This window comes from Acinetobacter sp. G11 (assembly GCF_049808495.1).
Classification (GTDB): domain Bacteria; phylum Pseudomonadota; class Gammaproteobacteria; order Pseudomonadales; family Moraxellaceae; genus Acinetobacter; species Acinetobacter kookii.
The window spans coordinates 22,578-41,005 of the sequence record NZ_JBNCAT010000020.1 but is presented as its reverse complement, the minus strand read 5'-3'; the positions used below and the strand labels follow the sequence as shown (position 1 = coordinate 41,005).

The following is an 18,428-nucleotide window of genomic DNA, read 5'->3' as shown; positions in this document are numbered from 1 at the left end:
ACACTATGCAATTACGTTTCGGTTTAACCCTTGCACTTTCAGCATTCAGTTTAGCGGGTTGTAGTTCAATGGGAATCAGCAATGGTTCACTGGACTATAAAAATACAACAACCCTTGAGCCTCTGAAATATCCTGAAGGTTCAATGGTTCGCCCGGCAACGCCGTTGTATCCTGCCCCAACAATTGACCCGCTGGCAATTGAGCATGCACCCCCGCTTGAAAACAAACGTGGTAACCGCTTTGCTCTGCCCCGTCCTGACAAGGCTCAGGAGAATACTGCAGCTGATACTCAACAGGACAGCACAAATATCGGTCGTCCACAGCTGGTTCGTGATGGAAACCAAAATCCACTGCTCAAAATAGACGGAAATTCTGCTACAATTTGGCAGTACACACTTGCCACCCTCAGCAGCCTCAACCATAGCATTGTTGGTCAAAGCAAAAATCGTTACGAAGTAACCATTAAGATTGATCAGCAGATTTATGTATTAAGACTAAGTTCTGTAGGCACAAGTAACAACCTAGCTGTATTCAATGCCGATAACAGCTTTGCAGACAAAGAAAAAGCTGCAGAACTGTTAACCCAGATTTACCAAAATTGGCCAGCCTAGTCGTACTAGGCATTTTTTTTTGAAAAAGGTTCCCCCATGTTGAAACAAACCTTGCTCTATACTGGTAAAGCCAAATCTGTTTATGAAACAGACAGTGCAGATCACCTTATCCTGGTTTTCCGTGACGATGCTTCTGCATTTAACGGCGAAAAAATCGAACAGCTGGATCGTAAAGGCAAGGTGAACAACCGTTTTAACGCCTTCATCATGGAAAAATTGGCTGCTGCCGGCATTGAAACTCACTTTGAAAAACTTCTTTCTCCGACTGAAGTTTTAGTGAAAAAATTAAAAATGATTCCGGTTGAATGTGTAGTGCGTAACTATGCAGCGGGTTCTTTATGCCGTCGCTTAGGTGTAGAAGAAGGGAAAGAACTTGTTCCACCTACTTTCGAACTGTTCTTCAAAGATGATGCGCTTGGCGACCCAATGGTGAACGAATCTCAAGCGATTGCTTTGGGTTGGGCAACTGCTGAACAATTGGTTCAAATGAAAGAACTCACTTACAAAGTGAACGAAGTGCTTAAAGGTCTGTTCGATGCAGGTAACATGTTACTTGTAGACTTCAAACTTGAATTCGGTGTGTTCCACGACCGTATTGTGCTGGGTGATGAATTCTCTCCAGACGGTTGCCGTTTATGGGACAAAGACACCAAGAAGAAACTCGACAAAGACCGTTTCCGTCAAGGTTTAGGCGGTGTTGTTGAAGCTTATGAAGAAGTTGCTGCACGTTTGGGTATCGACCTTTCTGATATCTAATTCGTTCATCGAATTTTAAAAAACCGGGCTAAACTGCCCGGTTTTTTATATCTTCAAAAATCGGAAAAACAGATTTAGTTAATAAAAATGATCGTTTTTACAATATTGGTTTTTTTACTTAATCTATCTTACATAGCAGGTAGCAAGCGATTGAAGTCAATGGCTTTATAAACTCCTGCTTAACGACCCAGATTTTTAGTTTATCCTCCAGGATGTATCTCCCCTAAGACATCCTATTTTCAGCCCAATCCATGCTCTGGATTGGGCTTTTTTTACGTTTTTTATCTGAAAAACTTAGTATGAAAGAAGATAACTCAGCGTCTTGAATCATCTTGACTGTTATTGCTGTTGTTGCTGTTGCATCCAGCGGCGCTGTTGCAGTTTTTCTCCTTCAACTTCACGCTTGTTCCGTGCAGATTCGTAGAGCTTGGTGCCTTTTAATTCAGGAGGCATATACTCTTGCAGTACGAAATGCTCGGGGTAATTATGCGGATATAAATAATCCACCCCGTAACCCTGCTCTTTCATCAATTTGGTTGGGGCATTACGTAAATGTAGCGGCACAGGCAGATTGGCCGTTTTTTCTGCTAAATCTAAGGCCTTATTGATGGCCAGATAAGTGCTGTTACTTTTGGCACTGGTGGCCAAATACACTGCACACTGGCCAAGAATAATACGACACTCCGGCATGCCCACCGCCTGCACCGAGCGGAAACATTCGCCTGCCAGCAGCAAGGCATTGGGGTTGGAATTGCCAATGTCTTCCGAAGCAGCGATCAGCATACGGCGGGCAATAAACACCGGATCTTCTCCACCTTTCAGCATGCGCGCCATCCAGTACAAGGCGGCGTCCGGATCACTGCCGCGGATGGATTTAATAAAGGCAGAGACCAGGTCATAATGCTGCTCACCCGATTTGTCATAGCGGGCAATGTTCTGCTGGGCTACTCTCACAACAATGGCATTGGTAATGCTATTTTCCAGTTCCGGCTCAAAGGTACTGGCAATTAAATCTAATAAATTAAGTGCTTTACGTGCATCTCCAGCCGCAAATTGCAGTAATGCTTCGTATTCTTCAATTTGAATATAGCGTTCTTTTAAAAATGCATCTTGCTGAATCGCCTTATTCACCAAGGTCTTAATCGCCTCGTCATCCAGCACATTTAAGGTATACACCTGACAACGCGATAACAAGGCATTGTTCACTTCAAAAGAGGGATTTTCTGTGGTCGCTCCAATTAAGGTAATTTTGCCTTTTTCCACCGCATTCAATAAGGCATCTTGCTGTGACTTGTTAAAACGATGAATTTCATCAATAAACACGACCGGGGTCAGTAAATCGCCACTTTCGGCAATTACTTCACGTAGTTCTTTTACTCCGGTATTGAGTGCCGATAAACTGATAAATGGCCGATCCACCGCTTGAGCCAAAAGCAAAGCAATGGTGGTTTTTCCGACTCCCGGTGGTCCCCAAAAAATAATGGATGGCAAATGTCCCTGATCAATCATCTGACGTAAGGGTGCACCTGCTCCCAAGAGATGATCTTGACCAATAATTTCGGACAAGTCACGTGGGCGAAGGCGTTCAGGAAGTGGGATATGGCTCTCGGACATCTTGTTATTTCTTTGCTGTACTTAAAACAAGTCTACTATGTAATTTTAATATCGCGTATTTCAAATCAAGTGATTTACAAAAAATCATACTGTTATTTTAAAAAAAATATCCATCATCATGATGGATATTTTACGTGAATTACTTTTAAATAGAGTAAAGTGGCTTATCCAAAACAAGCAGGCCATCAGAGATACAAACTGAATCATTCTCCTTTTGTATGTTCACGGATATAATTATTGTGTGAAATAAATCACACTTTTAAGCATTTTGATTATTTAAATGGGTAAGCTTTATGGAATATATTTTCAAAAACAAGCGAAAACCTTTCAGTCAGGATGGCCAAACACCCGATCAGCCGTGCATTAAAACCCCTCAAAATCAATTGTCTGCCGAAAACATTATTATCCAAAATATCCTTGATCAATTACCCCAGCTGGTCTGGGTCAAGAACAAACAAAACCGGTATTATTATAATCAGGCAATTTGTGACTACATCGGTAGCCCTGTCAATTTATCGCATAATGATGAATGTCAAAGCTTCATTCATCCTGAAGATTACCCGAACTATAAGGTACTTTGGCAAAATGCCTTGCACATTCAACAAGGCTTCGAACACGAATGCCGTATTCAACACCATCAACAGGGTTACCGGGTTTGCCGGGTTTCCGTTCAAGCGGCACAACATTTAGATAATATTGAATGGATGATCACTGCCACAGATATTCATGATCATTATTTAAAGCATAGCGAATTGTATCAGCAAGTGCTTGTACAGGGCAAAATGCTGGATGCCAGCGTAGACTGCATCAAGCTTTTAACACCCCAGGGTCAGTTGACCCATATGAACCGTTCCAGTTGTCTCGCCTTAGGCGTACCGGTCAATGAAAATAAGTTGGGTATGTCCTGGTTAAATTTACTGCCCGAATCCATTCAGCATTCGGGACAACACGCATTAAAACAGGCCTCTACGGGAAAAAATGCGCGTTTTGATGGCATCAGCATCATTGCCGGTCAGCCTCCACAATATTGGGATACCATGTTAACTCCCATACTGAATGAGGATGGTTCGACCCAAAGTATTCTTTGTGTTTCCCGGAATGTCACCCAACAAAAGATGGCGGAAAAAAATCTGCAACAGGTGATTGAACTTGACGAATTGACTGGCTTATATAACCGTCGTGCATTCCATAAAATTTTTAAAAAGACCCTTCAAAATGCCCAGCATCAACAAGAATCTGTTGGCTTTTTGCTGATTGATTTAGACTATTTCAAGCATATCAATGATATCTTGGGTCATAGTGCAGGCGATTATTTAGTCCAGATTCTTGGTCAGCGCTTAAGTGGCTGTTTTAATGAAAAAGTCTTGGTGTCACGTCTGGGCGGTGATGAATTTGCGATTATCGTGCCACATCTGCGTGATGAGGCTGAATTGCTGAACATTGCACAAATAGCACGCCAGCAACTGGATAAGCCGATCTGTTATGCCGGGCAATATATTAATGGCGGAATGAGCATCGGTTGTGCCATATACCCGCGTGATGCAAAAAATAGCTCGACCTTGTTACGCTGTGCCGATGTAGCGCTGAATGATCTTAAAATCAGTGGCCGTGGCGGTATTCGAATGTTCACGAGTACCATGTTTAACAGCATCGCCGTCACCACCAAACAGCTTTCGCTGGCGCGGGCAATTATTCAGCACGATAAAATTTTTCCGGTCTACCAGCCCAAGGTCAAGCTCGCAGACGGAACAGTTACCAGTTTTGAAGCGTTGCTGCGCTGGCAGGATGCAGAAGATCAAACCCAGCTCCCCTTGCACATTTCTTGCGCTTTTCAGGATTATGAACTGGCCACGAGAATCAGCGAAATTATTCAGCTCAAAGTCTTTCAGGATATGAGCCAGTGGCAGGAAGCAGGCCTGAAACTGTTACCCATTTCCATCAATGCGGCACCGGTTGAATTCTTAAGGGACAATTATGCAGAAACCCTGTTAAACCGGCTTGCTCAATTTAAGATTCCCCACCCTCTGATTGAAATAGAAATTACCGAACAAAGTCTTTCAGAGCATGGTTCCGACTATGTCATCCGTGCCTTGAACCTGTTAAAACAATCCGGGCTGAAAATTTCACTGGATGATTTTGGGACCGGTCATTCTTCCTTGACCCGATTAAGGGATTATCCGATTGATTGTCTAAAGATTGATCGAAATTTCATTAAAAATATACCGGACAACCCTTCTGATTTGGCAATTGTGAAGGCCATCAGCCAGATCGGTGCAAGCATTGCCTTAGATATCCTGGTCGAAGGCATTGAACGTTCAGAGCAGGTTGAAGTGCTGAAAGCTTGCGACTGTTCTACCGGGCAAGGTTATTATTTTTATCATCCCCTGATCTTTCAGGAAGCCACTCCCTTATTAAATCCTGTGGCTGATGCCGCTCAGCCCCTCAGTTCTTCTGCTTAGCCATTCAAGTTTATTCATGCTTGCAGTCCTCCTCTACTTTACAGGCTCAGGCAATGGCTTTATTAGCTGTCGAGGATTAAGGTTTTCAGGTGATTTCAGCCGAAGCTGACAGGAGGATGAACAGGCAATTAACGCACCCAGCGCACAATATATTCTTCAAGATCGTCTTCATTGACTTGCATTTCGGAAATACAGCGGCCGGCTGCCGATTTTCTCGCCTTGATCACACTGTCACGTGTTCCGGTATTTAAATAATGCCAGGCAGGTAAAGTCTTGCCTTCTTTTAAACGGCGATAAGCACAGCTCGGCGGCAGCCAGTGAATAGTATCTAACTTTTCTGGTGTCAGCTGAATGCAATCCGGCACATGGTCAAGTCGCTGCTCATAATTGCTACAACGTGCAGTCTGGCAGTCTAAAAGTTTGCAAGCCACCTTGGTATAAGCGACTTCTTGCAGTTCTTCATCTTCCAGCTTGATTAAACAGCAGAGACCACAACCATCACATAATGCCTCCCATTCGGCAGGATTAAGTTCAGTTAAAGCGTATTTTTTCCAGAATTGTGGACGCAATTGTTCAGTCATAACAGTGAGAAATTAAAAGAAGCTGCTTATTATAACGTGTTCAAGTTCACAATGTAGGAATATGATTTTTACTTCAAATCATATATTTGCTGTCAAAGTGAACATTTTTTAAACATAAGCATAACACTGTTGGAAATTATCCCCCCCTATACTGAATCTACTTTGAAAATAACAACACATGGAGAAAGCTTATGTTCCGTTGGGCGATTATTTTTGCAGTGATTGCACTGATTGCGAGTCTATTCGGTTTTGCTGGCGTCGCAGGATTATCGAAGGATTTTGCAATTATTTTACTCGTCATTGCCGTTATTCTGGCAATCGTCGGCTTCCTCTCTCGTGGAAGGGTTTAGTTGAATAACCTCCGTTAAAAACATCTCACTTAATCAAAAAAAGAGCCTGTTCAGGCTCTTTTTTATATCCGTTTTTTGCTTCAGCTTTCTATCATCTACCTCTCAAAAAAACCGAATCAAAGTTAGCTATCTTTTTATCTAACTTATCTGGCTGTGGAGAGTTGTAAACTCAAAATTAAGGGCGTAAGTGACGGGGTCTAAAACCTGTGGCCAATAAACCAATGGCATAAGCCACCACACCGGCGACACACAAACCAATCACTTCCAGAATCCGCATCCACTGCGATACATCTCCATTGTACAAGGTCAAGCCATACCAAAGTGCAGCAACCATCGCGGCATTGGCAATCGCATATTGCAGAAACAGCTTTTTCCAGTGTCCGGCAAAGCGGAAAATATTGCGTTTATGCAAATAGAAATACAGCATGCCAGCATTGACCAGTGCCGAACCGGAAGAAGCCAGGGCCAACGCCATATGCTCTGCATGCCAGTCAATCAGCTTAAAGAAACCAATAAACACCACGTTTAAAATGGCATTCGCGGCTACTGCCATCAGGCCAACACGCACCGGCGTTCGGGTATCTTGCTGGGCATAAAAACCTGGGGCAAAGACCTTAATCAGCATGAAGGAAATCACCCCGGCACTCATACATTGCAGGGCCAAAGCCGTCATTTGCGTATCTTCAAAGGTAAATTGCCCACGCTGGAATAAGGCCTGAATAATTGGCGTAGACAGCATAAATAAGGCGATACTGGCCGGAATACCGACCAGCATGATCACCTTGGCAGCCCAGTCAATCATGCTGCGGAACTTGGCCTGATCCTGTTCAGCATGACGTACAGACAGCGAAGGTAAAATCACGGTACCAATCGCCACACCAATTAAACCTAAAGGCAATTCCGTCATCCGCTCGGCACTGTATAGCCACGATACCGAACCATCCTGCATGAAGGATGCCCAAATGGTATTCAACAGCAGGTTAATTTGCGTGACCGAAACACCAAACAGTGCCGGGAGCATCAATTTCATGATGCGTTCCACACCTTCGTGCTTGAAATCCACTTTAGGTGGAATTAGCAGTTTTTTGCGCCACAGCTCTGGAATCTGAATCACCAGCTGCAAGATACCGGCAATCACCACCGCCCAGCCGAGTGCCATAATCGGTTCGGCCATATAGGGCGTGAGCCACCACGCACCTGCAATCATGGTGATATTCAATAATACCGGCGAAAAAGCCGGTGTTGAAAAAGAACCGTAACTGTTCAGGATACTGCTGGCAAAAGCCGTTAAAGACATAAACAGCAGATAGGGAATGGTCAGGCGGAACATGTCCGTCGCCAGGGCAAATTTTTCCGGGTCGTCATGGAAACCGGGTGCATAGATATATAGCACGGCCGGCGCTGCAATCATGGCAATAAAGGTCAGGGCGGTCATAAAGGTGGCCAGACAGCCAAAGACCCGACTAATCAGAATTTGCACTTCTGCATGAGTGCGCGTGGTTTTATATTCGGTTAGAACCGGAATAAACGCTTGCGAGAATGCCCCTTCGGCAAATAAGCGCCTGAAAAAGTTCGGAATACGAAAGGCCACCACAAAGGTATCGAAATCTTTACCCGCACCAAACACATTCAGCAACACCACATCTCGGACCAAGCCCAGCACCCGAGACAACATGGTCATTGTACTAACAATAAAGGTCGATCGCCAAAGCGCCATCGTAACCACCCAGTGAAAAAATTAAGTCGCTATTGTAATGAAACTCCACAGGGAATTTCGTTGTTTAATCATAAAGCCCATTCATTCTTGATGGATTTTATGCTGCTGCAATAAAGTTCTGAATTTGACCCAGTCAAAAAATGGGCCCGGGTCGGTTTTACGTCCAGGTGCAATGTCCGAGTGGCCGGCCAAATGTTGTAAAATTTTTGGATAAGCCACCTGCAATGCAGCCGTCACTTGCGCCAGCACTGCATATTGAATCTCGTCAAAAGGCAAATCATCACTGCCTTCCAGTTCAATGCCAATGGAATAGTCATTACATTCTTTTTTGCCCAGGTAAGTGGAACGTCCGGCATGCCAGGCCCGATCATTAAAATTCACGAATTGCAGCACTTCCCCACTGCGTAAAATCAGCAGATGCGCAGAAACCTGCATGCCTTCAATGCTTTGAAAATAAGGATGCTGTGACCAGTCCAGCTGGTTCTGAAAAAACTGTTCAATATATCCCCCACCAAACTGTGACGGTGGCAGACTGATGTTATGTACCACCACCAGTTGAATTTCAGTCTGTTCGGGACGCTGATTATAATTTGGGGAAGCTACTTGCCTGGCACCGATTAACTGACCGTCGATGACCTGAAAAAAGGGTGCCTGTTGCATATGCCGATCCTGAGTCCTGTTCACATAAGCTGATGATTTTAGCGCAATCCTAAAACTTTAAACTTAAAATCTCAAATTCCCCAGATAAAATTGCTGCAAAAAAACAGTTCTTTTAAATGAACAGTGCTAAAATAACGCGCAACTTTCATGGGTTAAAAAAGATACGGAAATACTGATGAGCATATCTCAATCTTTGCTTGAACAATCAATCGAAATCAACATTCAGCAAGCATTACAAGAAGATATTGGCGAAGGTGATATCACCGCTTTATTAACCCCTGAAGATGAACAGGCTACAGCAACCATCATTAGCCGTGAAGACATGGTGCTGGCCGGTCAGCCTTGGGTCAATGCCCTGATTCAGGCCTATGATCCAAAAGTACAGGTGACCTGGCTAAAAAATGATGGTGACCGCGTAAACGCCAATGAAGCCTTTTTAAAACTGGCCGGCTCTGCACGCAGCCTGCTCACGGTGGAACGCCCTGCCCTGAATTTTATCCAGACCTTATCTGCTGTAGCGACCAAAACCGCTTTATATGTCAAAGAACTTGACGGCTTGAATACCAAATTGCTGGATACTCGTAAAACCTTGCCGGGCTTACGTATTGCACAAAAATATGCCGTGGCGATTGGTGGCGGTCAGAACCATCGCCTCGGTTTATTCGATGCCTTCTTAATTAAAGAAAACCATATTATGGCTGCGGGTGGGATTGCTCAGGCGATAGCCAAAGCACATAACATCGCACCGGGTAAACCGGTGGAAGTGGAAGTGGAAACCTGGGATGAGCTGAACCAGGCTTTAGAAGCAAAAGCGGATATCGTGATGCTGGATAACTTTAGCCAACAGCAAATGATTGATGCGGTGAAGCATGTTGCCGGTCGTTGCAAGCTGGAAGCATCTGGCAATATTACCATTGCAAACTTACGTGAAGTGGCAACGTCAGGTGTGGACTATATTTCGATGGGTGTGTTGACCAAAGACGTGAAAGCCGTGGATTTATCCATGCGTTTTAATGCTTGATCTCCCCCGCTCAATTCAATAAAGATTGAGTCAATAAAAACGCACCGATGGGTGCGTTTTTTATTGCTGAGATGTTTAAACTAACAACTTACCAGCCTAAAGCTTCTTGCTGTTTTTTAATGAGTTCCTGGATGCCTTTTTCTGCCAATTCCAGCATTTCGTTACATTGCGCACGGGTAAATGGCTTGTCTTCAGCCGTCCCCTGCAGCTCGATAAACTCGCCTGCCTGAGTCATCACCACGTTTAAGTCAGTTTGGCAGTTTGAATCTTCTTCATAACACAGATCCAGTAAGGCTTTGTCCTGATACATGCCGACAGAAATCGCGGCCACCAGACCTTTCAACGGATCTTGCTTAATTTTCTTGGTTTCAAGCAATACATTCATGGCATCCACTAAAGCCACTGCTGCACCGGTAATAGAGGCTGTACGGGTACCGCCATCTGCCTGAATCACATCACAGTCGATGGTAATGGTGTTTTCACCCAGTTTTTTCAAATCGACCATGGCACGCAGGCTACGACCAATCAGACGCTGGATTTCCTGAGTACGGCCACTTTGTTTACCACGCGCGGCTTCACGGTCACTACGGGTATGGGTAGAACGTGGCAACATGCCGTATTCCGCAGTCACCCAGCCTTGTCCTTTCCCTTTCAAGAAACGCGGTACCGAATTATCAATACTTGCGGTACAAAGAACTTTAGTATGACCAAATTCAATCAACACTGAACCTTCCGCATAACGTGTATAGTTACGGGTAATTTTTACCTCACGTAATTGATCTAATGTACGTTGGTCGATACGCATAATGAGTCCTTGTTTTGGCTAAAATTCATTGCGGCCTAGTATAACAGAAGCGGGCTCTCAGGTTTTGCCCGGAGATTCTCCATTGGCAAAAACCATCAAGCCCAGACGCGTCCATTTAAGCTCTCATGAAATTCGCTACCTGCCCTGCATGTCCTTAAGCTTGTGAGGGAATATTAAAAGCCCAATAAGCCTTTTAATTTCTGTTTGGATTGTTCAAGGGTTGAGGTCCATGAATTTGGCAATGAGCATTTAGCCAAACGTACCCAGACACTGCCGAACTGTTTAAAAAAGCTGGCTTCGTTATAGTGAATGCCATATTCATCACATAAGGCACGAATTTTAGGCGCCACTTCTGCGTAACGGTTTGCCGGCATATCCGGGAACAAATGATGTTCAATTTGATGACTCAAATTACCACTTAAAATGTGCAGCCATTCTGTGCCGCTAAAATTGCTCGATCCACGAATCTGACGTAAGTACCATTCGGCGCGGGTTTCATTTTCAGTATTGTCCGGTTCAAAGGTTTCAGCATCTTCCGTGAAATGTCCATTGAAAATCACTGCGGATGCCCAGAGGCTCCGAATGACATTGGCCACGGCATTGCCGGCAAAGACCGGCAGTGCATTCGGACCTGCAATTAACGGGAAAAATACATAATCTTTGGCAATCTGACGGGTGGCTTTTTTACGGAATTTTGCCGACTCTTTCCACACCTCTTTCCAGGTTTTTGTTTTATAAACCAGCACATCTTCCAGATGTAAACCCTGTACGCCGACATACCATTCAAAGAACAGCATGAGCTGAATGGTTAAAGGAATATTAAATAAAAAACGCGGTTCCCATTTTTGCGATTCACTGACCCGAATCAGGCCATAACCCACATCATGGTCTTTGCCAATAATATTGGTATAGGTGTGATGGATATAATTGTGGGTATATTTCCAGTCATCTCCGGTCGCCATGGTATCCCAGTCATAATTGGCACCGTTCAGATTCGGGTCGTTCAGCCAGTCAAACTGACCGTGCATCACGTTATGGCCCAGCTCCATATTTTCCACAATTTTGGAAATACCCAACAAGCCCGTGCCCAATAACCAGACTGGCGGAATCCAGCCGCCAAACATCAACATGCCGCGGGATGCAATTTCGCTATAACGGACAAAATCGCGGATTTTATAAATATATTCGGCATCTTTTTCGCCAATATTGTCCATCACTTCACGGCGAATGGCATCGACTTTTTCACCAAATTCGGCAATTTGTTCAGGGCTTAAATATTTCGATTTACTGTTTTCTTGAAACTTCACTGACATATTCATTGTTTTTCTCCTGAGTGAGCATCGAACCCTGTTTTTAAAAGTGCAATCACTCACTAAACGGCGCTATTAAAGCGTTTTTATTTTTTAAAGGTTAATCACGACCGGACTTACAGCCTGGCTAATACACAATTTGATCTGGGTATTGCTATCGTGGTCGATTTCACCGGTCAGCAGGTTTTTGGTCGAACCGCTCACTTTGGTACAGGTACAGGTATTGCAGATGCCCATGCGGCAACCATGTGCAGGTCTTAATCCTGCCTGTTCAGCACTTTCCAGCAAATTGGTTCTGGCTTCAAACTCTTGTTGGGCACGTAAAAAGACCACCGGTTGTACTGCTGCAGTTTCATCAACCACGATCTGGAAATATTCCTGCCTGAGCAGATCGGCAATTCCTAGCTGTCGATAAATCTGGTTCAGACTCTGCATCATGCCCTGGGCACCACAGGCATAACTTTGACGTTGCTGAAAATCCGGCACGGTACTTTCAAGCAGTTCTGCGGTTAAATGTTGCTTATGTGCCAGAGTATTAAAATGATGATATTTAAACTGTGGATGATGCTCGCTCAATTGCTGCAATTCATTATGAAAAGCATCATCACGCGTGAAATAAATCAGATCAATCTGGCTGACTTGTTGACGAATCGCCTGTTGCAATAAGGCATAAATAGCGGTGATACCACTTCCAGAAGCCAACAACAGAATAGGCGCTTGAGATGAACTTAAAGTGAAATCACCTTGAGCCTGAGAGATTTCCACCACGCTGCCCGCCGTCAAACGGGTTAAAACATTGGACACTTTGCCCTGACGTTTCACTGCAATCACGACATGACCGTTTGCGGCAATTTTGACAATGGAATAACTGCGTTGCTCATGCACACCTGCAATCACGACAGTCACTAAAATACTTTGTCCGGCACGAAAAACATCAGCACGAAAATTATGATTCGGCTGCAACTCAATTTGATAAAAATCGGAACTGAGCATGTGTACATCAACAATGCTGGCTTTGACTTTTTTCCAGGCCCATACCGGATTGATTTTTTCAGCAATAAAATCGACAAAATCTTCTCGAATCCATTGCGGCTGATATTGCATCACATGACTCATATGACGTTCCTCTTTTATTGCTGGCTATTTATTTGAGTGAACAGTTGTTCTTATAGTGAACACCTGTACACTATAATCATTTTTTCATTCAGTCAACACCTGTTCACTGACATTCATCGTTTATTTTGTTTTTTTTTGATAGACTTCATGCAGAATTTTTTTAGAGTAGTCGAATGTCGATACGGGATGAGCGTAAACAGCAGAGCCGCCAAGCACTTTTAGATGCCGCGCTGGCTTTAAGCACGTCTGGGCGTTCTTTTAGCAGCATCAGTTTGCGTGAAATCGCACGTCATGTCGGCTTGGTGCCGACGGCGTTCTATCGTCATTTTCAGGACATGAACGAGCTGGGACTGGAACTGGTTGATCAGGTTGCCATGCATTTAAAAGGCATTTTGCATCAGCTGGGACAGGCCTATATCTATCAACCGAATACCAAAACCGAAATCAGCCTGGACCTGTTTTTTCAGGCGGTTGAACATCATCCTGAACCTTGGGTCTTTATGATTGCCGAGCGTTGGGGTGGCTCAGAAGTGATCCGCCATGCCATTGCACGGGAAATTAATTTTTTAATTGAAGACCTGGCCAACGATTTGGGTCAAGTTAAGACCATGCAGCACATTGGTAATGCCCAAGACCTGCAAGTATTTTCCAATATTTTAATTAACTTGTCTTTTACCTGGGCCATGACCTGGATGGACATTGGCCGGAAATTTCAGGGTCCGGAACGGTCAACACAGCAAAACCAGTTTAAGCTGCAAACCATGACTCAAGTGCATTTGATTTTCCGTGGCATCTCCAACTGGGACCCATCCAAAGATTCTACCTCTTCATAATTGAAGATGACCCGATATAAAAAACCGCCATAATGGCTAATGCCAGTCAGTTAACAAACTGACTGGCATTTTCTTTTTTAAATTCATGATTGTATTTAATATGTGGGAAAGTCATCTGCAACTGTTTGAGGCAGGACTACATAAAAAAATGATTGTTTCTGCGACAGATTTGCTAGTTGATAGTGGCTGACGAGTTTTGCGGATGACAAATGCCTTTGGTTACTTTGGGCGAAACCAAAGTAACAAATGAGCTGCAAAAGTTTGATTTAAAACGGTAAGACTCCGTCATGAATTACTAAAAATTAAGGAGTTTATTTCTAAACTCCTTAACTGATCAGCATTAACCATGATTGCGGTTTTTTTAGAGCTTGTTGCTTATTTGGCTTTACGCTCTTTTTCGACCAGGTAGCTGATCACTTGCGTCACTTTGGCATCTTCGCCTTGTACCACATATTTACCATTGACCACGACCGCAGGCACACCGCTCAATTGATATTGCTGTGCCAATTGCTTGGCTTGTGCCACTTTTGAGGTAATTGCGAATGAATTAAACATGCTGTTAAATTTAGCTTCAGGCACGCCATATTTTACAAAGAACTTGGCCTGGGAGTTTTGATCAAAAATCTGCTGGCCACCCGCATGAATGGCATGGAATAACGGCAGGTGAGTTTTCTTGCGTACCCCTAATGCTTCAGATACGAAGTAGCCACGTGCACCCTGTTCCCACACCGGATTCATGGCAGCCGGAGTACGCACAAAGTTGACATCTTTAGGCATTTTTTTCAGCCAGGTCTGCATATGCGGCTCTAAGCGATAGCAGTGCGGGCAGCCGTACCAGAAGAATTCGCGCACTTCAATTTTTCCAGGTACCTGAACTTTACCCGGGTTGGCCACCACGGTGTAATCTTTACCTGCAACAAAATTTGCTGCCATTGCGGTGCCGGATAAGGCAAAAATAGCCGTCGCTACGCTACCTAAAAGAAATTTTTTCATTGACCTTATTGTCCTCTAAATCATTATGCTTAATTTATGCGATCACTATAAATCAATTATGCCGATTTCGTTTTCATTCTGTGAACTTTTTTACGGCATTTATCGCTTTTTTTAGAATTAACGCTACACTAAGCTTCTGTAACTTTTTTAAATTATAACGACTTGATTAAGGTGATACCGATGTCGCAATTGAATGTTGATCCACAAGAAATTGCCAAATTTGAAGCATTCGCTGCCATATGGTGGGATCAGCATTCTGAGTTCCGCCCCTTGCATATGATCAATCCGCTGCGTTTAAACTGGATTGATGAGCATGCCGGCGGTCTCAGCGGTAAAAAAGTGCTCGATGTCGGTTGCGGTGGCGGTATTCTGTCGGAAAGCATGGCGCGTCGCGGAGCCGATGTTTTGGGCATCGACATGGGTGAAGCACCGTTAAATGTGGCACGCATTCATGCCGAACAGGAAGGCGTACAGAACATTCAATATCGCCAGGTTCCGGTAGAACAGTTGGCGCAAGAACAGGCCGGACAATATGACGTGGTCACCTGTATGGAAATGCTGGAACATGTGCCCGATCCGGCATCGATTATCCAGGCCTGCCAGACCCTGGTCAAACCGGGCGGTCATGTGTTCTTCTCGACCATTAACCGTAATCCGAAATCCTATCTGTTTGCCATTATTGGTGCAGAATACATCCTGCGTATGTTGGCCAAAGGCACACATGATTACAGCAAGTTTATTAAACCTTCCGAGCTGGCACATGATATCCGTGCGGCAAATCTGAAACTGAAAGACATGACCGGTCTGCATTACAACCCGCTCACCAAACGTTACTGGCTGGCACCGAATGTCGATGTGAACTACATGGTTCATACGGTAAAAGAAGGTGTCTGATGAAAGCTGTACTGTTTGACCTGGATGGCACCCTGATTGATACGGCAGCCGACTTCATTCGCATTATTCAGGACATGTGCCGCGATAAACCCTGTGACATCGTGGCGGCTGATTTAATTCGTACCCAGGTGTCTGAAGGCGCACGCGCTATGGTGAAACTGGTCTATCCGGAACTGGAAGTGGATGATCCTGTTTTCCTTGCACATCGCCAGCGCTTTCTGGATTTGTATGGCGAAGATATTGCGGTAGAGACTGACCTGTTTGAAGGCATGTATCCCTTGCTGGAGCAACTGGAAAGTCAGAATATTCCCTGGGGGATTGTCACCAACAAGCCACGCTGGCTCAGTGAATCCTTGCTTCAGGCACTGAATTTGACTGAACGCTGTGCGGTTCTGGTTTGCCCGGAAGATGTCAGCAATACCAAACCCGATCCGGAACCAATGTATTTGGCAGCCAGGCAAATTCAGGTCAGAGCTGAAGACTGCATTTATGTCGGTGACCATCCACGTGACATCGATGCAGGCCGCAATGCCCATATGTACACCATCCTGGCGGGTTATGGCTATTTACCATTGCAACACAAAGATGACTTAACAGCATGGCAGGCGGATTGTATAGTGAAGACAGTTGCAGAATTACATCAAGTGATTAATCAACTAGTCGGCGTAAAACAAGATCATCATTCACTCATTTCATAACGACATAACAATATAAACGAGGAGGTATGCAATGAAATATTCAGAATATCAGCCTCGCCCCGATCTGTTAAAAGATCGCATTATCCTGATTACAGGTGCGGGCGATGGTATTGGCCGTGCGGCTGCAATAAGCTATGCCCTGCATGGTGCCACTGTAGTGCTGCATGGACGTACCCTAAACAAGCTTGAAGTCATTTATGATGAAATTGAAAGCCTGGGTGCGCCACAACCGGCTATTCTGCCTTTGCAGCTCTCCAGCGCCTCTCCTCGTGACTATGAATTGCTGGTCGATACTTTAACGCAACAGTTCGGCCGCCTGGACGGCATTTTGCACAATGCCGGCATATTGGGGGAACGTACCGAACTGGCGCATTACCCGGTGGATACCTGGGATGATGTAATGGCGGTGAATCTGCGTGCTCCCTTTATTTTGACCCAGGAACTGCTGCCCTTACTGGCAAAATCCGAGCATGCTTCGGTGGTATTTGCCAGTTCCGGTGTAGGACGGGAAGCACGGGAACGCTGGGGCGCTTATTCGGTCTCTAAAATTGCCATTGAAGCGGTGAACCAGATTTTTGCCAAGGAAAATGTCTATCCGAATGTGCGTTTTAACTGCATCAATCCGGGTGCCACCCGTACCGCCATGCGTGCCAAGGCTTATCCTGAGGAAGATCCAAAAACCTTGCCAACACCGGAAAGCATTATGCCGGCTTACCTGTATTTAATGGGAGATGACAGCCTGCATCTGAATGGTCAAAGCATTGATGCCCAAGACTGATCTGTAAAGATGAAAAGGGAGCGAATACCGCTCCTTTTTTATTACAAACTTAAATTTTAAAAAACTCAGAACTGTACTTTCGCTATTTAAGTTTTAAATCGTATTTTTAGATAATTTTTACAAAAATATTCGTTTTTATAAATCATAACAATACCGCTATGCTGAACAGCATGAAAAAACCTTCAACATGAGGAAGTACAACATGGCAGACCAAAAACGTAAAATTGAAACGATTCGTGGTATTGAAAAACTACAGCTTTCAAATACTTTAATCATCGGTCTGGAGGATGCCAAACAGGCAGAAGCCATTGCTGAGGCAGTCAGCTCACTACAAGGCCTGGTTGAACAATGGAACTAAAAGTAAAATGATATTGAGCAGTCAAACCAGATCAGCTGTTCAGCCAGTTTCTGAGAACATTTTTGAATGAATAAGCATGATCTCAAAAATTTGATACAAAGTTTTCATCAACACAAAGTTTTTTAGTATTTAATAGCCCTATAAAATTGCTGAAGATTTTTAAATGATGAGATATTTTTCCAGTAATATCCTTATTATCTCTGCATTTTTTAAGAAATGAGTGATTTATCTTCACAGTTTCTCTGCAATTTTTGCGTACATTAGCATCAATGAAATTAATACTTTTTTTATGAGGGTTCAACATGAAAAAGATTTTGACAATTCTGGCAATTTCTTTCAGTGCATTGATGGCAAACAGTATCACTACTGCTGCACCTCATGAAAAACATGATAATCGTGGCTGGGATCAATCCGATCATCCAAAATTCAATAAAGGCCGTGATTTTCGTGAAGATGATAATGACATGCAGGACAAACGCCGTATGCGTGAAGAACGCGGATTCAAGCGTCTACAACAGCATAAATGGCAACCGGGATATGTGATGCCGCAGCATTATCGTGGCAATGGCTACAAGGTTGACTATAAAAGCCATGACTTACCCAAACCGTCGCGTAACCAGCAATGGTACAAAATCAACAATGACTATATTTTAGTGGATACGGACAGCAATAATATTATACGTATTCAAGGGTTCTAAACGCCGCTTTTAATTCTCCACGCCCAAACTTCAGTTTGGGCTTTTTTTTACTTTTATGCTCTTATTTTCAAATTCCCCTTTTTTAATGCTATAACTTTCAGACCTTTACAATCTTCTTTTTTTCTCCATCAATTTCACAATTCAACTAAGATTCCAACATCGTTTATCTCTACTTT

Annotated in this window: 19 protein-coding genes; 11 read left to right on the top strand and 8 right to left on the bottom strand. The window is 44.0% G+C overall.

Annotation, left to right across the window (positions count from 1 at the left end; genetic code table 11):
* Positions 1-5: 5 nt before the first annotated feature.
* Positions 6-611, top strand: coding sequence for a lipoprotein-34 precursor (NlpB) (locus ACPUEY_RS09110; RefSeq protein WP_425121873.1), 606 nt, complete (start codon positions 6-8; stop codon positions 609-611).
* A 36-nt stretch (positions 612-647) separates the two neighbouring features.
* Positions 648-1,367, top strand: a complete 720-nt coding sequence (purC, locus tag ACPUEY_RS09105; RefSeq protein WP_261183461.1) for a phosphoribosylaminoimidazolesuccinocarboxamide synthase — start codon at positions 648-650, stop codon at positions 1,365-1,367.
* Between the two features lie 339 nt (positions 1,368-1,706).
* On the opposite strand, the gene ACPUEY_RS09100 is transcribed toward purC, so the two are convergent.
* Positions 1,707-2,981, bottom strand: a complete 1,275-nt coding sequence (locus ACPUEY_RS09100) for a replication-associated recombination protein A (protein ID WP_092820620.1) — start codon at positions 2,979-2,981, stop codon at positions 1,707-1,709.
* A gap of 293 nt (positions 2,982-3,274) precedes the next feature.
* Between ACPUEY_RS09100 and ACPUEY_RS09095 the strand changes: the two genes are divergently transcribed.
* Positions 3,275-5,440: a sensor domain-containing protein gene (locus tag ACPUEY_RS09095; protein ID WP_425121872.1), complete on the top strand. Its 2,166-nt coding sequence runs from the start codon at positions 3,275-3,277 to the stop codon at positions 5,438-5,440.
* A 128-nt stretch (positions 5,441-5,568) separates the two neighbouring features.
* On the opposite strand, the gene ACPUEY_RS09090 is transcribed toward ACPUEY_RS09095, so the two are convergent.
* Entirely contained in the window at positions 5,569-6,021 is a 453-nt protein-coding gene (locus ACPUEY_RS09090) for a YcgN family cysteine cluster protein (protein WP_425121871.1), read from the bottom strand.
* A 191-nt stretch (positions 6,022-6,212) separates the two neighbouring features.
* Between ACPUEY_RS09090 and ACPUEY_RS09085 the strand changes: the two genes are divergently transcribed.
* Positions 6,213-6,371, top strand: coding sequence for a DUF1328 domain-containing protein (locus tag ACPUEY_RS09085; protein WP_425121870.1), 159 nt, complete (start codon positions 6,213-6,215; stop codon positions 6,369-6,371).
* A gap of 175 nt (positions 6,372-6,546) precedes the next feature.
* Here the strand turns inward: ACPUEY_RS09085 and murJ are convergent, their stop codons facing one another.
* Both murJ and ampD read right to left on the bottom strand, forming a co-directional pair.
* A complete protein-coding gene (murJ, locus tag ACPUEY_RS09080; protein ID WP_425121869.1) occupies positions 6,547-8,097 on the bottom strand; it encodes a murein biosynthesis integral membrane protein MurJ in 1,551 nt (516 codons plus the stop codon).
* Positions 8,098-8,169: 72 nt separating this feature from the next.
* On the bottom strand, positions 8,170-8,748 hold the full coding sequence (gene ampD / locus ACPUEY_RS09075) for a 1,6-anhydro-N-acetylmuramyl-L-alanine amidase AmpD (RefSeq protein WP_425121868.1): 579 nt from the start codon (positions 8,746-8,748) through the stop codon (positions 8,170-8,172).
* 175 nt (positions 8,749-8,923) lie between these two features.
* Here ampD and nadC point away from each other — a divergent pair, with 175 nt between their 5' ends.
* Entirely contained in the window at positions 8,924-9,769 is an 846-nt protein-coding gene (gene nadC / locus ACPUEY_RS09070; protein ID WP_425121867.1) for a carboxylating nicotinate-nucleotide diphosphorylase, read from the top strand.
* An 88-nt stretch (positions 9,770-9,857) separates the two neighbouring features.
* Here nadC and rph read toward each other — a convergent pair whose 3' ends face one another.
* The 3 genes from rph to ACPUEY_RS09055 all read right to left on the bottom strand — a co-directional run bounded on the left by rph (position 9,858) and on the right by ACPUEY_RS09055 (position 13,000).
* On the bottom strand, positions 9,858-10,574 hold the full coding sequence (gene rph, locus ACPUEY_RS09065) for a ribonuclease PH (RefSeq protein WP_092820605.1): 717 nt from the start codon (positions 10,572-10,574) through the stop codon (positions 9,858-9,860).
* A 173-nt stretch (positions 10,575-10,747) separates the two neighbouring features.
* A complete protein-coding gene (locus ACPUEY_RS09060; protein ID WP_409976765.1) occupies positions 10,748-11,893 on the bottom strand; it encodes a fatty acid desaturase family protein in 1,146 nt (381 codons plus the stop codon).
* An 84-nt stretch (positions 11,894-11,977) separates the two neighbouring features.
* Positions 11,978-13,000, bottom strand: coding sequence for a ferredoxin reductase (locus ACPUEY_RS09055; protein WP_425121866.1), 1,023 nt, complete (start codon positions 12,998-13,000; stop codon positions 11,978-11,980).
* Between the two features lie 173 nt (positions 13,001-13,173).
* Here ACPUEY_RS09055 and ACPUEY_RS09050 point away from each other — a divergent pair, with 173 nt between their 5' ends.
* Positions 13,174-13,833 (top strand): TetR family transcriptional regulator, encoded by a 660-nt coding sequence (locus ACPUEY_RS09050; RefSeq protein WP_425121865.1) that lies wholly within the window; start codon positions 13,174-13,176, stop codon positions 13,831-13,833.
* Between the two features lie 375 nt (positions 13,834-14,208).
* Here the strand turns inward: ACPUEY_RS09050 and ACPUEY_RS09045 are convergent, their stop codons facing one another.
* Positions 14,209-14,826 (bottom strand): thiol:disulfide interchange protein DsbA/DsbL, encoded by a 618-nt coding sequence (locus ACPUEY_RS09045; protein ID WP_092820597.1) that lies wholly within the window; start codon positions 14,824-14,826, stop codon positions 14,209-14,211.
* Between the two features lie 180 nt (positions 14,827-15,006).
* Here ACPUEY_RS09045 and ubiG point away from each other — a divergent pair, with 180 nt between their 5' ends.
* From ubiG to ACPUEY_RS09020, 5 genes are all read left to right on the top strand, one after another.
* Positions 15,007-15,720 carry a bifunctional 2-polyprenyl-6-hydroxyphenol methylase/3-demethylubiquinol 3-O-methyltransferase UbiG gene (ubiG, locus tag ACPUEY_RS09040; protein WP_425121864.1) on the top strand — a complete coding sequence of 238 codons (714 nt, stop codon included), beginning with the start codon at positions 15,007-15,009 and terminating at the stop codon, positions 15,718-15,720.
* Complete coding sequence (locus ACPUEY_RS09035; protein ID WP_261183487.1) at positions 15,717-16,418, top strand: HAD family hydrolase; 702 nt, start codon at positions 15,717-15,719, stop codon at positions 16,416-16,418. Before ubiG ends, ACPUEY_RS09035 begins: the two co-directional genes overlap by 4 nt.
* Positions 16,419-16,449: 31 nt before the next feature.
* Positions 16,450-17,196, top strand: a complete 747-nt coding sequence (locus ACPUEY_RS09030; RefSeq protein ID WP_131274236.1) for a YciK family oxidoreductase — start codon at positions 16,450-16,452, stop codon at positions 17,194-17,196.
* 202 nt (positions 17,197-17,398) lie between these two features.
* Positions 17,399-17,554: a hypothetical protein gene (locus ACPUEY_RS09025; protein ID WP_261183470.1), complete on the top strand. Its 156-nt coding sequence runs from the start codon at positions 17,399-17,401 to the stop codon at positions 17,552-17,554.
* Positions 17,555-17,856: 302 nt separating this feature from the next.
* Positions 17,857-18,252 (top strand): RcnB family protein, encoded by a 396-nt coding sequence (locus tag ACPUEY_RS09020; protein WP_425121863.1) that lies wholly within the window; start codon positions 17,857-17,859, stop codon positions 18,250-18,252.
* Positions 18,253-18,428: the final 176 nt, after the last annotated feature.